This window comes from Candidatus Sphingomonas colombiensis (assembly GCA_029202845.1).
Classification (GTDB): Bacteria; Pseudomonadota; Alphaproteobacteria; order Sphingomonadales; family Sphingomonadaceae; genus Sphingomonas; species Sphingomonas colombiensis.
On the sequence record CP119315.1, the window covers coordinates 842,232 to 859,819 of the forward strand.

Annotated in this window: 7 protein-coding genes; 5 read left to right on the top strand and 2 right to left on the bottom strand. The window is 64.7% G+C overall.

Features of this window, described 5'->3' with window-relative positions:
- Nucleotides 1-48: 48 nt before the first annotated feature.
- Nucleotides 49-3,129, bottom strand: a complete 3,081-nt coding sequence (locus P0Y64_03975) for a TonB-dependent receptor (protein ID WEK43997.1) — start codon at nt 3,127-3,129, stop codon at nt 49-51.
- Between the two features lie 484 nt (nt 3,130-3,613).
- Between P0Y64_03975 and P0Y64_03980 the strand changes: the two genes are divergently transcribed.
- The 5 genes from P0Y64_03980 to P0Y64_04000 are packed head-to-tail and all read left to right on the top strand — an operon-like array spanning nt 3,614 to nt 16,150.
- On the top strand, nt 3,614-6,556 hold the full coding sequence (locus P0Y64_03980; protein ID WEK43998.1) for a hypothetical protein: 2,943 nt from the start codon (nt 3,614-3,616) through the stop codon (nt 6,554-6,556).
- The gene (locus P0Y64_03985; protein ID WEK43999.1) at nt 6,553-9,885 is read left to right on the top strand and encodes a hypothetical protein; all 3,333 of its coding nucleotides are present in this window, start codon (nt 6,553-6,555) and stop codon (nt 9,883-9,885) included. Before P0Y64_03980 ends, P0Y64_03985 begins: the two co-directional genes overlap by 4 nt.
- Before the next feature lie 2 nt (nt 9,886-9,887).
- On the top strand, nt 9,888-13,106 hold the full coding sequence (locus tag P0Y64_03990; GenBank protein ID WEK44000.1) for a hypothetical protein: 3,219 nt from the start codon (nt 9,888-9,890) through the stop codon (nt 13,104-13,106).
- Complete coding sequence (locus tag P0Y64_03995) at nt 13,000-14,424, top strand: hypothetical protein (GenBank protein ID WEK44001.1); 1,425 nt, start codon at nt 13,000-13,002, stop codon at nt 14,422-14,424. The genes P0Y64_03990 and P0Y64_03995 overlap by 107 nt, the downstream gene beginning before the upstream one ends.
- Nucleotide 14,425: 1 nt before the next feature.
- Entirely contained in the window at nt 14,426-16,150 is a 1,725-nt protein-coding gene (locus tag P0Y64_04000; GenBank protein WEK44002.1) for a hypothetical protein, read from the top strand.
- A 50-nt stretch (nt 16,151-16,200) separates the two neighbouring features.
- Here the strand turns inward: P0Y64_04000 and P0Y64_04005 are convergent, their stop codons facing one another.
- Nucleotides 16,201-17,547, bottom strand: a complete 1,347-nt coding sequence (locus tag P0Y64_04005) for an amidohydrolase family protein (protein WEK44003.1) — start codon at nt 17,545-17,547, stop codon at nt 16,201-16,203.
- Nucleotides 17,548-17,588 lie beyond the last annotated feature (41 nt).

The following is a 17,588-nucleotide window of genomic DNA, read 5'->3' on the forward strand; positions in this document are numbered from 1 at the left end:
ACGAGCGCCCCGATTTTCGGGACGCCCGCCAACATCGATCGGCTCGCGTCAGAATTTGAAGCCGAAATTCACGCGATAATATCTTCCCATAATCGCATCGAAAAAGCGCGACGTTCCATAATCACCAAGGGCATATGGAAACGGGACAGACCTGTTCGTAACGTTATTCACGATAAAACGCATATTGAATTTATTCGTGAACTCATATCCGATCGAGCTGTTGAATATCACATAGCTTCCGAAACGTGGGTATTGATAAGTAGTTTGCGGAACATTGACGTTCACGCTGGCAGGTCCGTTATAAATTGTCTGCCACATGAAATTGAATCCGCCATTATCATAATTCAGATTGGCGGTGAAATTGTCCTTCGGCTCGGCAATCGTGCCGACGGTGTATTGGATATCCCCGCTACCGATCTTGTAGTAATGCTGGATCGTGTGCAGGTAATTTACGCCGATCGATATGACACCCGCGGCGGGCGACATGCCAAGCCGCTCCAGCGGCAATCGATAATTAAGCGAAGATTGGATGCCTTTGAAACGCTCGATACCGATATTGTAACTGCTCGTCTCGAACGACGTCACCTGCCCGGCCGCGTCCCTGACAAAGGTGCTGCAATATGGGCTGTTCGGATAATTGGTCGCATCGTAGCAGGCGTTCATCACATCGGTCAGAGACAGGGATGCGATCTCGTTCTTAATATCGATGTGAACATAGTCCACGGACAACCGCAGGCCCGGAATGAATGTCGGCTGGAATACGCCGCCCGCCGTCCAGCTATTGCCGATTTCGTTTTGCAGCTCCGGGTTGCCGCCGCTCAAACCCTTGGCGGTGTAGTTGACCACATTCGACGTAAAGTCGGCGGGCAAACCCGCCGCCGCGCAATTGGCGGCGCGGCGGGTGGGATCGGGCCCACCCGTGATATATCTTTGATCGCACGGATCGTTCGCGGTGCTAAACACTTGCCCGGTTGGCGCAAACAATTCCGTAATGGCCGGCGCCCGGAACGACCTCGTATAGTTTCCCCGCAACGTCAGGCCATTAAACGGCGCGTATTTCGCCCCGCCGGTATATGACCAGAATCCGCCGGTCATGCTGTTTTTGACATACCGCCCGGCGCCCTGCAGCTCCAGACTATTGATCAGCGGAATGCTCATCGACGGCGATACCAGCGGAATGTTCAGCTCCCCGAACACCTCATTGGTATGATATGATCCAGCCACCGGATCGATCGGGATCGTATTACCGTATTGCGTCCGCGTGCCATCGCCATTGTCTTGCCCGAAATAGAACGCGCCGGGCTTGAAACTTGTCGACTCATAACGATGCTCATAGCCAAGGACGAATTTAACGTCTCCGGCCGGCAATTTGACTATCGACCCCTTCACGTCGGCGATAAAGTCGAACTGCTTGTTCACCTGCCTCGGCGTCGCGATCGCGGTGATATAGTTTATCGCGGCCTGGCTCGCCTGATTCACGCCGAAGACGTCCAGCGGCGCGCACGTGGAACTCAACGTCGGAATGGCGGCATTCGTATAGCCGGGGGCACATATGATATTGCCACTGCCATCCGTCGTGGCGTTCAAAGCATTATAGAAATTTTGGGTGACAACTTCGCGCGCCGTGGTCTTTGAATTCGACTGACCGTAATTCGCTTTCACTTCCCAAGTGAAATTGCGATCTCCGACATTGAAATCGCCATCGAACCCACCAACAAAGCGATATAGATCGGTTGCGGTTCTAAAGCTGCCTGTCGCGAGATCGGTATTGGCGCGCGCCAGCAGGAACGTGCTGGGATCTTCTTCATTCGCCACAAGGCTATTAACGATCGTGGCTCGATCCGCGGCGCTGAGATACGGGTTCGCGGTGCTCAGGATCAGGTTACCGTTCGTCTCCCCGGCATTAGCGAAGAGCGCGGTGTTGTAGAATGGCTGCGCACGCAAATTGGTCGCCACCGTTCGACCGTACCACGCCTCACCAGAGAAGCGGAAATGATCCGTGAAATCGTAATGGAACAGAGCGGTCACCGACAAACGATTGCTGTCGGTCAGGAAGTTATCGTAATCGCGAATACGAAAACCACTACCGCCCGCCTGGATAAGCCCGTTTCCGGTCAGCGCCCCGTTTACAAATGGGGTGAGTTGCCCGCTCGGACTGAACACCAGCGGACGGCCCTGCGCGTCCGTTACCGCCGCGGCAGTCTGCCCGGCATAGATCGGCACGTCATCAGCAACCAGCGGCATGCCGGTATTGGTGAAGACGTTATAACGCTGCCCACCATAATAGAGTTGCTGTCTATAAGATGCGCCCGGTAGCGCGGTGGTGTAGAACGGGCCGTCGGCGCTGGTGTAGAAGCGATCCGATGTCGGAATGCCGTTCTGTTTGTCATATTGCACGCTCAGCGTGATATTGCCGCGCCCTTCGGAGAAATTTTTCCCCGCCAGAAGGGAGACGTTATAATTACCGCCATCGCCCTTTTGCGATATGCCGGTTTGACCGTTTACTTCCAGCCCTTCAAAATTCTTTTTGAGAATGACATTGACGGTGCCGGCAATCGCATCCGATCCGTAAATCGGCGCACCGCCCACCGAAATCGTCTCGATGCGCTCGACAAGATTGGTTGGCAGCGTGGCAAAATCGACGGGGCTACCAGCAACCACACCGAAAAGCGAAGAACTCGCCGTGGTCACGAAACGATTGCCATTGACCAGTGTAAGCGTACGCTGCGGGCCGAGATTGTACATGTTGACGAAAGTTTGCCCGGCGCCGAACGAGCCCTGACTACCGGCGGGACTATTCGCGGGAACACTGAAAACCGGCAATTCCTGCAACGCCGCGCCAAGATTGGTATAGCCGCGTTTCGCGATCTCGGTAGATCCAAGCGATTCCGCCGGCTGCGCCGCGATCGTGGATTGCGAGATACGTGACGCGGTTACGACGACGTCATTTTGGGAACCACTATCGTCGGCCTGCGGCGGCCGCGTACGATCGGTTCGCGGAGTGTCTGCCTGCTGACTGACCTGGGCAAACACGACTTGAGAGGAGAGCATTGCGCTGACGGCAATACCGGCGAACAACAACGTGCGAGCACACGGACGGCGCCCGGAAAAGAGGGGGTAACCCATCATTTCACGAATCCTTCCAAACCCTTAGTGACGCCTCGTATCCGCTGCACAATCCTGCCCGGTCAATGCCGCGCACCCCAGTTGATGCAATTCGCAACACTGGCGTGTCCTTCGCGCCACAGCGACGACACCGACATTTTGGCATCCATCGCGCCCGCGAAACGCTGTTACGCGACACCGAACCGGGGATGAAACGCGACCGCAAGAAAAGGAGATTGCAACGAAAACGAGCGCCCCCGACTTCTCCTCAATTTCGTGAAAAAGCGAGTCGATCGAACACTTCCGATTGACCGCACGGCGATCGACTCCAGCATCCGGAAAGATATTTTCGAACGACGATCCGTTTCATACGGACTTTGATCCGATTTTTAGATGGATTGACGGCGCGGATTAACAGGCGGAGAATGAAGGCGAAAAAGACGAAATATAAAATAAAAAATTAACTAGAAAAGGGTCGCGGATTGTCAGCTGTTGACAGGGGATCCGTATGGCCAATGTTTGGACGCGCTTGTTGCGCGGCTGCGCCGAATTTCTCGAGTCGCGCGGTAATTCGCTGCTCACCACCAGTTTTGCTTCTCCGCAGGCACTGCTTGAATCGCTGATCAATGGCGCGCAGCCGGGTGACAAGCCGGCATTGCAGACGTTGCATGATGCGCTTGGCAGCGGCGCGGGCCTGACGGGTGACAACCAGACGCTGTGGGACGAGATCACCACCGCGATCGGCAAACAACATACCGCCATCACAGCGATCACCGCCAAACTCGCAGTCGCCGATTTTGGTCTGGGCGAGGCCAAGGCGGTCGGCCAAGCGGTCGGCGACTTCGTTTCCGCCGGCACCGACGCGATCGGAAAGATCGCCACAAAAGTTGCGGCGGGCGTCAAGGAAGTCGAAAATCGCGTCAATTCGAACATGGAGCCATGGGCCGACGGCCTGCGCGATCTGGCCGGCAATGTGCCGGGCAATTTCGATTCATTGTGCAACACCGTGCTGGACATTCAAAACGCCAGTTCCGGCCTGTGGCACGCGCTGGAGCTTGATCTAGATGCCGGCCGGCTGAATATTCACCTCGTCGCGGCGGATGCACGCGCGCTCGGCCCGATCAATTTCGACGGCGCGGAGATCGAAGCATTCATCCAGTTCAAACCGCCGTTTCTGGTCGGCATCGCGCTGGTATCGAAGATCAAGGCCGGGCTGCGCGGCGATCCGACGATGAACAAGATCATCCCCGGTCAGGCGCCGACCGCGGATACGACCGATGCGGTGGCGATCCAGCTCGATACCGACAAGGGCTTCTCGCTCGGCTCGGGCAAGACGCAGCGCGTGGTCCTGCCGGTGCGCTTCGCCTTTCCGATCATCGAATTGCGCGAGTTCGCAATCTCCAGCCCCAATGCCGACAAGAAGGACGCGCCCGCGCAGATCGACGTTACCACGGTAATCGCGGGCAAGTTCGGATCGGTGTTATCGTTCGTCTGCGAAGGCGGCGGCGTCTCGCTGATCTCGAACAATGGCGGCGACTATCAGGTGCAGCCGAAAATGCCGGACGGACTGGGGTTGCGCCTTTCCGCCGGGCCGGTGGTAGGCGGCGGCTATGTCCGCCACGATCCGGTGAAGAATGAATATGGCGGCACGCTGCAACTGACCTTTGCCAAGGTCGGCATCACCGCGGTCGGGCTGTTGCAGCCGGATACGATGGCATTCCTCGTGGTGCTGGGCGTGCGTTTCCCCGCGCCGGGCATCCAGCTTGGCTTCGGCTTCACGCTCGATGCGGTGGGCGGGCTGGTCGCGTCCGATCGGCGGCTGGATATCGATCAGCTTTCCAGCAAGCTGAAGGACGGCGCGGTTTCCAATATCCTGCTGCCCGACGATCCGGTTTCGTCCGCCCCGACGATCCTCAACCAGCTATCCGATATCTTCCCGCCGCAGGCCGGTGCGTTCGTCGTTGGCCCGATCGTGCAATTGGGCTGGGGCGCCAAATCGGGGCTGGTTACCGCGCGTATCGGCGTGCTGATCGCGCTGCCCGATCCGTCGGTAACGATCCTCGGTTCGCTGCAAGTGATGGTGCCGCCCAAGATCGTGGATAAATCGCCACGCGTGGTGGAGCTGAACATCGATATGTTCGCCGCGATCACGCCGGACGAATTCTTCCTCAAGGCGACGCTGCGTAATTCCAAGATCGCGGGCCTGGCGGTAAGCGGCGATCTGGCGCTGCTGATCCGCTGGGCGTCTGACAGCGCCTTTGCCTTTTCGGCCGGCGGGTTCTTCCCGACTTACAAATATCCGCCCAAGCTGGCCGGGTTGCAGCGGCTGTCGATCAAGCTCGCGCCGCCGGTCAGTTGGCTATCGCTGTCGGTGACCGGCTATATCGCGGTGACCGGCAACAGCGTGCAGTTCGGCGGCGCGGTCGATCTGTCGGCCAAGGTCGGCCCGGCTTCCGGCGATGCGCACCTGTCGATCGACGCGATGTTCGTCTTTTCGCCGCGCTTCGCCTTCATCGTCGAATTCAACGCATCCGTCTCGATCAAGGCCTTTGGCCATTCGATCGCCGGCGCGGCGTTCCGCGGCACGATCTCCGGCACCGCGCCGTGGCATGTCGAGGGCTCGGCGAGCGTTTCGTTCCTGTGGTGGGATGTCGATTTCCCGGTCGGCCCGATCGAATGGGGCGATCGCGACGTTTCCGTGCTGCCGCTGGTGGATTCGATGGCAGAGGCGCTGAAGGCGCTGAACGAGGACATTGCATGGGCCGCGCTGCCCCCCGCCGTCAGCGATGCGGTGACGATCCTGCGCCCGGCGGCGAGCGACGGCAGCGATGCCGATCTCGCGCGGCTGTTCCAGCCGTTCTCGCTGATCCAGGCGAAGCAGCAGCTCGTGCCGTTCGATGTCGATATCACCCGGCTCGGGGCCTACGCGAGCACGATCAAGCAGTTCAACTTCGCCAACCCGAAAATCAACGGCGCGCCCGCGCCCGCTTTCTCCGAAATCAACGCGCCCTTCGCGATGGGCCAGTACACCGAAATGACGCAGGATCAGAAAGCGTCGAAACCCGATTTCGAGGATCACGCCGCCGGCATCCAGATCGCGCCCGCCACCGGCACCGCGCTGGGCCGCAACGCCAGCGCGACGCTGGAATGGGATACGTTCTTCCCGCAGGAGCATGAACCACCGACCCGTGGGAAATGGGCGCTGCCGGTCGATCTCAACCGCGTGGTGCTGGCCGCGGGCGCGGTCGCGCGGCAGCGCAGGGTGGCGGGCAATCCCTATGCCCCGCCCACGCCCGGCCCGGTCGAAATGGTCGATGCGGGGCTGAAGAACGTCGTTCCGCTCGCGACCGCGCACGCCGCCGCCGGCATCGCGATGACCACCACCGAGGCCGATCTCCTCGCCGCGACCGGCGTGGAGATGCAGGTCGTCAGCCTGGGACTGGCAGCATGACACAAAGCCTGAAAACCTTCGCCGGCTATCGCGCCGATCTGCCGATGGCGGTGTTCGCCGGCACCCCGTTCGTGCCTGAACATGTCGATCTTGGCAGCTTCAGTCTCGTCTCATGGGTGCGAAACGGGCTTGCCGCCGCGATCACCGATCCGCCGGTGAATCTGCGCGCGGCGGTGTCGGTGAGTTTCGATGTCACCGGCACCCCGCCGCCCGCCACCCCGCCCTATCCGGTCCAGACCCAGACGGTATCGCGCACGCTGACGATGCGCGGGCCGGGCGACGTGATCGGCATAGATCAGGCGCAGATCGTGCGCCGCTTCCCCGCGCCCAACGTATCGCTGGGGGATGACAGTTCGCTCGCGCTGATCGAATTCAACCGCCCCGATCTGCCATGGCTGCACTCGCCCGATCCTGCGGCGGGGGATCGGCTGAAACCGTGGATCACGCTCGTCGTCTGCGATGTTGCGAACGCGGAGCTGTCGAGCGGCACCGGCGGTCTGCCCGACAAGCTCAGCACCCTGCGCGGCGAGTTGCAGGGGCTGGACGATGCATGGGCCTGGGCACACGCACAGGTGCTTGGCGCGAGCAATGATCGCAATGCGATTGCCGATCACATGGGCGATGCACATGCCGATGCCAATCTGTCGCGGCTGATCTGCCCGCGCCGGCTGAGCGTCCACACCAGCTATATCGCCTGCGTCGTGCCGACTTTCGATTGCGGCGTGAAGGCTGGGCTGGGCCTGCCCGGCGGGACGCTCGATCCGGCATGGACGACTACCAATCCGGCCGCGGAAATCACCCTGCCCGTCTATGCGAGCTGGCGGTTCACGATCGGCGAAAGCTATAATTTCGAGGAACTTGCCCGGCGGCTCGTGCCGGTCGACGCGCCGTGGCAGATCGGTCGCCGCGCGGTCGACCTGCGCACGCCGCATGGCGGGGTGAGCGACGACGATGTGTCGCCGGGGGGCGTGCAATATCTGAAATGCGCGCTCGTCTCCCCATTTGACCCGAGCGGAAACGCCGTGTTGCCTGAAGCCGAGTGGAGCGCCGCGCGCACAGAGGAATTGCGCGCGCGGATCGAGGTGGATCAGGACGATCCCGATCTGCCGCGCGTCGGCCCGCGCCTCTACGCGCGGTTCCAGCGCGGCAGCACGACGGTGCCCGGCGACGCCGCGACGATCTCTCCGCAATCCGATTGGTTCAACGCGATCAACCTACGCCCGCTCGATCGCGTCGTCGCCGGGCTCGGCACGCGGGTGATCCAGAACGATCAGGACAAGTTGATGCAGGCGGCATGGCTGCAGGTCGGCAAGATCCGCGAGGCCAATGCCGCGATCGATCGCATCCGGCTGGCGCGCTATGTCGCCGAGGCGCTGGTCAGCAAGACGCTGGCCAAGTTGCCGATGGCGGCGCTCACCGCGACCACCCGCGCGGTCCATGGCAAGATCGGGATGCCGGCCGGGCAACAGACGGTGTGGGCGAATATCGCCGGCAGCGCCTTGCCGCAAACCGCCGCCGGCATGGCCTTCCGCCGCTCGCTCGTATCGGGCGCGCCGGTGAGAGCTGCGATCAGGGGCGCTAGCCTCGCCACGCGCGGCAATATCGCATCGATGATCGCCGGCGGCGCGAAGCTGCGTGACATGCGACTCGATTACGCCGCACCCGCAGCGATCGGCCCGATAACGGCCGGCATCGCCGCGACGCTTCCCGCCGATCGGCTGGGCAAGGCGCTCGGCGTTTCCGCCGACACCGCCGCGAAGACGCTCGTGCGGCGCTTCAGCAAAGCGGGGGGGCTCGCCGCGCAGATCGCCACGCCGCGCACGCAATGGCGCGTGATCGACGCGGCAAGCAGCGACGCGGTGACGTCCATGCAGAAACAACGGATGGCGATGCTGGACGCCGCGACAAAACGCGTCGCGGCGTTGTCGCCCGGCCGGATCGAGGCGCTGGGCGCGCAATATGCCACCCTTGCGCAGCAGGCGCCGTCGCTATCCACGATCGCGGAGAAGCAGATTGCGGTGCTCGACCGCTCGCTTGGCAAGGTATCGATTCCGATCCTGCACGGCATCACACCCATGATTGCACCGGGCGCCGCCACGCCGATCGGACGCGCGCCGCTGGCCGCCGCACCGACAATACGAACCTTGGGTGCGACACGCCCGACGATCGGCCGGCCGGTGGCCATGCCCGCGACGGACACGGTCGCGCTCAGTGGGATCGATCGCTATCGCAATTTCGGCGACATCCTGATCCCGCGCCCGCCAGTAGCAAAAGTGATGACCAACGCCGCGCTCGCGGATGGCGTCGCCGCGCTGGTCGCCGGCGTCGGCATTCGCCAGATGCCCGCGACCCCGGTGCTCGCGGCGCCATCGGTGGATCGTGGCACTTTGCTGAAATCGCTCGATCCGGGGCCGGCCGCGCGCAAGGCGATCATCGCGCGGCTGAAGGCGCTGCCAGACTGGCTGCCCAATGACTGGTTCGATGATCTGCGCGTTCGCCCGATCATGGCCGCGCCGCGTTTCGACCGGCCGATGTGGGGAGCGCTCGCCGACTGGAACCAGGATTGGCTGATCCCCAATCTCGGGCTGGTCGACGAGAGTGATTTCGTCACTCTGCTGTTCGACAACCCGCGTTTCACCGAAAGCTATCTGGTCGGCCTGTCCGACGAAATGGGGCGGGAACTGCTCTGGCGCGGTTTCCCGACCGATCAGCGCGGCACCTATTTCTGGCGGATGTGGAGCGAAGGCTCGGACGATCTGAAACAACAGATTGCGCGCTTTGCTGCGGGCCCGCTCGGCAGCCATCTTGCCGGCGGAAACAACTCGCGCGTCGTGATGCTGATCCGTGGCGCGGTGGTAAAGCGCCACCCCGAGGCGCTGTTCGTCGCCGTTCGGCGCGATGCGGCCAGCGGTAACTTCGCCGATCCGCCGACGAGCGGCACGGGATCGATCCTGTTCCACGCCGCACTCAGCGTCGATACGATCCTCGTCGGCTTCGATCTCACGCGCGACGATATCAAACAGGGCAATTGGTGGTTCCTTCTCGCGGAGCACCCCGGCGCGCCGCGCTTCGGCCTTGATATCCCGGACGGGGTGACCCCCGTTCCGCTGCCCGCCTCCGCCACCATATCGATCGACGGCCTGACATGGGGACAATTGCCCATGGGTGGCGGCTGCCTCAACGCCGGAACCGGCGGCGCCACCGCCGTCACCAAGGATGACGGCAATTTCCAATGGGCGACGAGCAGCGCCGATGTCGCCCGCATCCTTTTCCAAAATCCCGCCCGCGCCGCTTTCGAGGCAAAGGCGATGATGCCGCAGGACCATTGATCATGCCTGTCGATCCCAACCTCAAATCATTCCAGACCGATGCGGCGAAGCTCAACGCGACGTTGCAGAACCAGCGCGACACGATGGCGGCGGCGCGCCAAACGCTCGCCGATCTCGAACGCCGGGTGGCGGATGCGACCGTCAGCATAACGCCCGCGGCGGCGGCGCGCGCGCAGGCGGCGGCGACCAAAAAGCTGACGGACGCGCAAAACGCGATCATCGACGCGCAACGGAAGCTGGGCGACCTGCTCCGTCCGCGGGCGATCGATCCATGCGGTTGCGCGAGCAACATCCCGCTGCTGATGCTGCCTGTGCGGATCGAGACGCGTTTCGCGAAGGCGGCCAGGAGCGGCGGAGCGGTGCTTCAGGTGCGCATCTTTCCCGATACCGTGCATGTCGATGCGTTGCGCCGCACCCTCACCGATGCGGAGCGCGCCGCCGGAATCGCCTATTGGACGGCGCTATGGCCCGATCAGGCCAATCCAGGACCATGGACCAATCTGAAGATGGCGGTAGGCGCGCGCCGTGCCGGCTGGGTGGCGGAGGCGACGCGCCCCACCAATGGCGCGAACGCTCCGCAGGGCGAGCCATTATTCCCCGATCCCGCCGCGCCGGCGCACGACAGCGTCACCGCGCGGCTGCTGCCCGATCGCTTCGTCGCGGTCGCGCGGCAGGGCGGCAAGGAATATCGCGCCACCGGCAATCCGATCGTCGGCAATCTCGAAATGGGCGCGTTCCTGCCGGACGAGGCCGAGGCCGATCTCGTGACCGTCAACGGCGTGAAAGTGTCACAGGGCGGCAAGTGGATCGTCGATTTCAAAACCGCGCTCGACGCCGGAATGGCGCTCACCATCGCGCTGCCCAATGATCGGCCGGTAACGGATCTCTATGTTCTCGGCGTGCGCCGCTCGCTCGATCCCAAGGCGGCGGCGGCCGCGCTCGACGATCTTTGCGCCGCGCATCGCCATTCGATCGGGCTCGGCTTCGTCGAGCAAGGCACGCCGACCAACAATCTCGACGATCAGCGCGCGGGCTGGAACAGCGTGGGCGACGAAAGCGCGCCGACCCTCGATGGTGTGCCCCCCACTCCCGCCGGCGGCAACGACGCTGCGCTCGCGTCCGCACTGGGGATCACGGGGAGCGCCTTTGTCGGCACCGATGCCGCCGACGTAGCGGAGGATGCGCTGGCGGGCGCGGCCAATATCGTCGTGTGGCACGCCGCTTATGACAGCTTTCTCGATACGTTCGCGACGATCACCAACGAAGCCCTGGGCTCGATCAGCGAACGCGATCGCGAACGGCTGCGGCGGCTGCACCGCGATATGGTGCGCGGGCGCGGGCCGTTGCCCGCGATCCGCATCGGCAAGCAACCCTATGGCGTGCTGCCGGTCGGCTCGACCGCCGGCAATTGGGTGGAGAAAGATCCCTTCCTCGCCCGCGCGCTCGGCCTGATCAAGAACGCGCGCGCGATGTGGAGCGCCGCGAGCGAGGGCGTGCCGCACATCAATCCGGGCCAGGGCGTGGATGACTCAACGATGCGCGATCTGCTCGGGATGAGCCCGGTGTCGCTCGGCGTTCGCGCGCGAGAGGCCGCCGGCACCGATCTCGGCAAGGCGTTCGGCGCGATCACAGGCGCGGTCGATACGGAGGCGGAGCTGTCCGCGCTGCTCGCCGGGCTGATGATCCCCAGCGGCGGCAACCTGATGATCGACTATATGCCCGCCGCCGTATTGGGCGAATCCCGCCCGGTCGGCCTGCCCTATGCGCATGAAAGCGATAATGCGGCGCTCGCCGCACTCGCCAACGCCCCGCACACCAAGCTGCCGATCAAAAGCGTTCTGCAAGCGATGGCGCAAGTCGCCTGGTCGCATGCGGGCGGGCGTGTCGATCGCAACGGATCGGCCGAGCTGATCGGCAGCGTGGCGGCGAATATCGCGGGGATATCCGCAGCGCAGCAACGCGTGGTGCGCGAAACCGCCCCCACCTTCGCCACCGCCGGCGCGGCGCGGCTGTTCGACACCGCCGATCAACTAAGCTCGCTCGTTCCGGAGGAGGTGAGCCTCGCCAGCTATCAACCCGATGTCGCGACGCGGACCAGTTTTCCCGCGCTCGCCGCGACCAGCACCAGCGCGGCGGCGCGGGCGGAATTCGGCAAGGTGGCATTGTCCGAATGGTTCATCGGGCTGGGCGCGCAAGCCGAACTGGCCGACGCGCTGACGCTGCTCGCCGCAGAGCCTTCGCTCGATCGGCGGCGGATCGCCTTTGCCGAGGCGCTCGACACCGCGTCGCACCGCATCGACGCATGGGTGACGGCGCTGGTCGAATCGCGCCGCCGCGCGCTCCGCGCACAGACGCCGACGGGCATTCAGATCGGCGCGTTCGGCTGGGTGCAGAATATCGATCGGCTGAACGAGCAGGAAAGCGGCTATCTCCACGCGCCCAGCATGGGTCAGGCGGTGACTGCTGGTATTCTGCGCAGCGCCTATCTCGCGCATAATAAGGAGGGTGATCCCGCCTCCGACGACGCCTTTGCGATCGATCTGTCGAGCGCGCGGGTGCGGGATGCGATGGACCTGCTGGACGCGGTGCGCGAGGGACAGGGCCTTGCCGCCGCGATCGGCTATCGCATCGAACGCGGGCTGCATGATGCCGGGCTGGATCGCATCGTGCTCAATCTGCGCAAGCTCGCGCCGCTTGCCGCAGGGCAATTGGTCAATGCCGGCGAAGCGGTGCCGAGCGATATCGCCACCCACCTCGCCATCGCCAATGTCGTCGACGGGGTGGCGCTGGTCGAAAAGGCCAAGGCCGATTTCAACGCGGTGGCGAACGCAGCGAGCGCCGTGCCCACCGACAACCCCTATGTCGATGCAGCAAGCTGGCAGCCGCTGAGTGGCGGCGATCGCACCGCGCTTCAGGCGATCATCACCGCCGCCGCATCGTCGCTCGATGCGGCCAGCGACGTGCTGCTCGCGGAATCGGTTCATCATCTCGCTCAGGGCAATATGTCGCGCGCGGCCGCCGCGATCGATGCGGCGGCGAACGGGGATTCGCCGGTGCCGGTGCCGGAGTTCGTCGCGACCCCCGCCGACCGGAGGCCTCGTCACTCATCGCGTGATGCTGGTGGTGCAGGATGGCGAAGGCTGGAGCACGCAACAACCGCGCGCGCTGGCCGAGCCGGCGCTGGAGCGCTGGGCCGCCGCGCGGCTGGGCGCGGCGGATAGCGTGCTGGTGGCGACCGGGCCGGACCGCACCATCGCGGACACCGGGCTCGCCGCGCTCGATCTAGTTTATGGCAGCGCCGATCCAGCCGCGCTGGACATGCTGGTACGTTCCAGACTCGGCCTGCCCGGCGACGCGGCGTTAGCCGATATCGCGGACGCCGGCCGGCGCGCTTACCGCGATGTGGTGTTGGCGGCGGCGGCGTTGCGCACCGTGCTGGCCGGGGCCACGCCCGCGCAACCCAACGATCTTTGCGCGCCGCCGCTCAATCCACCGGGCGCGGAGCCCATTCCTCCCCGGCGCGAGATCAGCCCCGTCGCGCTGGCGGATGCGGTAAATCGTGCGCGGACGGCACGCGAAACGCTCGCCGCGCGGCGCGATGCGCTGGTGGCGGCGCTGGGCCATGATCCCATCGTGCCGGATGCGCTGCTTGCCGCACTGCTCGCGCTCGCCGATTTCGGGATCATTTCCCCAGCGGGCAGCAGCGGGACCGATATCGCGCGGCTCGCGGCCGAAATGGCAAGCCAGCGCCTCGATCGCGCGGATGCCCTGTTCGCCACGGCGGGCGGGGTGGACAGCGATATCGTCGCGAAGATCGCGGTGGAATTGTTCGGCGACGGCTTCTGGATATTGCCCGCGATCAGCACCGTCGCCACCGCAGCGAGCGACGAATGGGATGTGGCGCTCACCGGGCGCGTTGCGCTCGCCGGCCACGCGGCACTTCGCCGCTGGATCGCCGATACCGGATCGGTGCGCGGCGCGGTGTCGCGCTATGGCGACACGTTGCTCCTGGCGGATGCACTGGCGACCGCGCCCGCTTTGTCCGCGATGCAGGTCGCGCAGCGCGGCTTCACGCTGGCGCCCGGCTGGATCGGGACGGGACTGATCGATAATGTCGCGGGCGCGTTCGTCATCGAAGCGCTCGGCTGGAGCGATCCGGCCCAGCCCGCGACCTATCTCGTGCTCGATCATTTCGTCGAGCGGCTGCCCGGCGGCGATGAGAACACCACGGGCATCGCGTTCAACGCGCCCTCCCCCAATGCGCGTCCACCGCAGGCGTGGCTGCTGGCGATCGCGCCCGACGAGCGGGACTGGACGACAGATTCGCTGCTCGCAACGCTGCGCGACACCGCCGATCTCGCGCGGGTGCGCGGCGTCACGCTGGAGCGCCAGCCCTATCCGGCGCGGGTGCTTCCGGTCCTCTATCAACAAAGCTGGTCGTTGCGCGGCGAGGAGGTGGTCGATTTCTCGAAATTCGCCTTCACCGCCACGCTTATCGACAACAGCCTCTATTCCTTGCGCTTCGTGAAGGACAATTGAGATGTTCACCGCCGAATTCCGGCCCATCGCGACGGCCCTGATCAACACCGGCTTGTTCAATCGGCCGCCGGCCTATTCGCGGCTCGAACCGCAATCGGTGACCGGCGATCCGACAGCCGGCGTCGCCGCCGCGCTGCACGATCCCTTATGGTCGATGCTGCGCCAATGGCAGGTCGGCGAATTCGCGGGCGAGGATGCGGGCACGCCGCTCGCGGTGACGATCGGGACCTCAAGCACCCCGATCACGCTGTTCGCCCCCGGCGCGCCGGGTGGCGGGGCAATGGCGGGGCAGCCGATCGGCAGCCGCGCGACGCTGGACCGGCTGATCGAGGCCGAGCCCCCCGCCACGCCCGGCGCCGGCAGCCGGCAACGCGCGGAGGCCAGCGCGACGCTGATCGCCGCGCTGGCGGAGGCGGGGCTGGACGTCGCCACCGTGTTACCTGGGCGCTATCCGTTCGGCGCGGGCGCGACCGGCGACCTGCCCCGCCCCGCGCTCGCGGTGATGCTGCGCGCCGGCGCCGACGCCGAGCCCATCGCCGCCGATCTGGAAGCTGGCACCCCGGACTGGCTGGCACCGGGCAGTGCCGCAGCCAAAGCGGCGGCGCAGGAATGGCTCGGCTGGTATCGCGCCGGCGTCTCGCCCACCGCCAGCGGCGCATGCTGGGACGCAAAACGGCTCGAATATCATTTCTCGGTCGCCACCGACGCCGGGCGCGGACAAAAAGTGTTCACCGCGCCGATGCACCTTGGCGGCGATATCGATTGGCATGCACTGGACCTCGTGCCCGGCGCGAGCATGAGCGCCAACGGCGATCCGACCTTTCCGCTCACCCCGCACGATCCGCCCGCCGGAGACGGCACACCGCCGACCACCTTGGTCGCGCCATTGCGCTTCGCGGGCATGGCCGCCGATCGCTTCTGGGAATTCGAGGACGGGCGGGTCAATTTCGGCTCGATGTCAGTGCAGATCAACGATCCCGCGCGGCTATGCTTGATCGAATTCGCCACCGTTTACGGGTGTGACTGGTTTCTCGCGCCGGTCGAGGTTTCGGCCTCGGCCTTCACCACCGTCACCTCTTTGTCGGTGGTCGACAGCTTCGGCGTCACCACGACGATCGAGCGCGCGGGCACCGGCTCGCCTGGCGCGCGCTTCTGCCTGTTCGAACCGAGTGTCGCGGGCAGCACTGAAACGGCGCGCGGCCTGCTAACCATCGGCGGCGCGCGCGGTGCGCTCGAAGGGCCGCCGCGCGAGATGGTGGTGTTCCTTCGTGACGAAACCGCCAACATGGTGTGGGCAATCGAAACCAATGTGGAGGATGCCTCGGGGCTGGTGCGCAGCCGGCAGGACGAACTCCGCGCAATCCCGGATTATCCGCCCCCCGATCCGCGCGCCGAGCTGCGCTATACATTGGAAACAGAGGTGCCGCGTCACTGGATTCCGATGGTGCCGGTGCCGATGGCCGGGGCGACGAACGGCTTCATCCTGCGCAAGGGCACGATGACCGACGCCGATGACAGTCGGGGCCGCATCCTCGCGGGCAAGCCGCGCGAGCTGTTCGATCCGGAGGTGCCGCGCGGTGGCATCCGCGTGTCGCGCACCCCCACACTCGCGCGTGACGCCGCCGGCCGCCCGATCCGCTGGACGGCGCTTCGCTCCGGCGAAGGTTTCGGCGAACTCACCAGCGGCTTCGCCTCCGACAGCGCAGAGAAGATCACCACGGGCTGACTAACCGGCCATGGGGCGGGCGCGATGCCCGCCCCATGACAGTCGGCGCATCAGGGAAGCTGATACCCCGGCCCCTTGAACTGATGCCCTTGCGACATGACGTACACCACGCGGGTAGAGGCTTCGATCTCGTCGATCGGATTGCCATCGAACGCGACGATATCGGCCGACTTGCCGGGCTCGATCGTCCCTGCGGTCGAGGAGATGCCGAGCAGTTCGGCATTGGTGAGCGTCACCGCGCGGAGCGCCGCGAGCGAACTCATCCCGCCCTGACGCACGAGCAGAACCATCTCGTCACCGGGTGTGCCGCCGAAATCGGTGCCCACCGCGATCTTCACGCCGTTGCGCAGCGCGACCTTCACCTGGCGCCCGATGCCGCCCGGCTGCGCTTCGGGCATGCCCAGCACCTTGCGGCGCGTGTTCTCGCTGATCGGGCGATCGCCGGCTTTGGGGTTTTGGACGCGGCGCAGAACATCGGTCGGCGCTTCGAGCGTGGGGACGAGATAGGTGCCGCGCTCCTTCATCAGCTTCGCGCCCTCATCGTCGAGGTAATTGCCATGCTCGACCGAATCGACGCCCGCGCGCACCGCTGCCTTGATGCCGTCCGCGCCGATCGCATGCGCCATCACCTTGCGCTTCATCAGATGCGATGCGTCGACGATCGCATGCAACTCGGCATCGGTGAATTGCTGATCGAGCCCGGTATAGCTGTCATCGACCACCCCGGCGGTGTCGATGATCTTGATCTGATCGGCGCCAAGCTGGATCTGCCGCCGCGTGACCTTGGCGCATTCGCCATCGCCATCGCACACCCCGCCGGAGAAAGCGGGCGGCGCGAGCGACGCCTGGAAATTGCCGTTGCGGAAATCGCCATGGCCGCCCGTGGTGGTAAGCGGCGCGCCGGACGCGAGGATGCGCGGACCGACCACCAGCCCCTTGTTGATCGCATCCCGCAGCGGGAAGATCACTTCGGGCATGCTACCCGCGTCGCGCACCGTGGTCGCGCCGCCGAACACCTTCTCGCGCGCATTCTGGAACGCTGCGCTCCAATTGCCGAAGCCGATATGGACATGCGCGTCGATCAGCCCGGCCATGACGAACTTGTCGCGCAACTCGACGATCGCCACGCTGCCCGGCGCGACGCCGCCACCAATCGCTTCCGCGCCGACAAAACCGGGGCGCACCGCGTCGATCACACCGTTCTTCACGATGATGCTGGCATCGCGCGCCAGCGGCTTGCCGGCGTCGGCCATCAGGGTGCCGGCATGAATGATCGTCCAGCGATCCGCCGCTTTCTCCGCCTTGGGCGCAAGAACGCTATCCGCCTGCGCCATCGCCGTGCCGGATGCCCCCAGCAATGCGGCCGCAGCCGCCAGCGCGATCCATTTCGCTTTCATTCTCTTCGTCCCCTTTTCGGTCGGTCACGGCCCCGCCACGC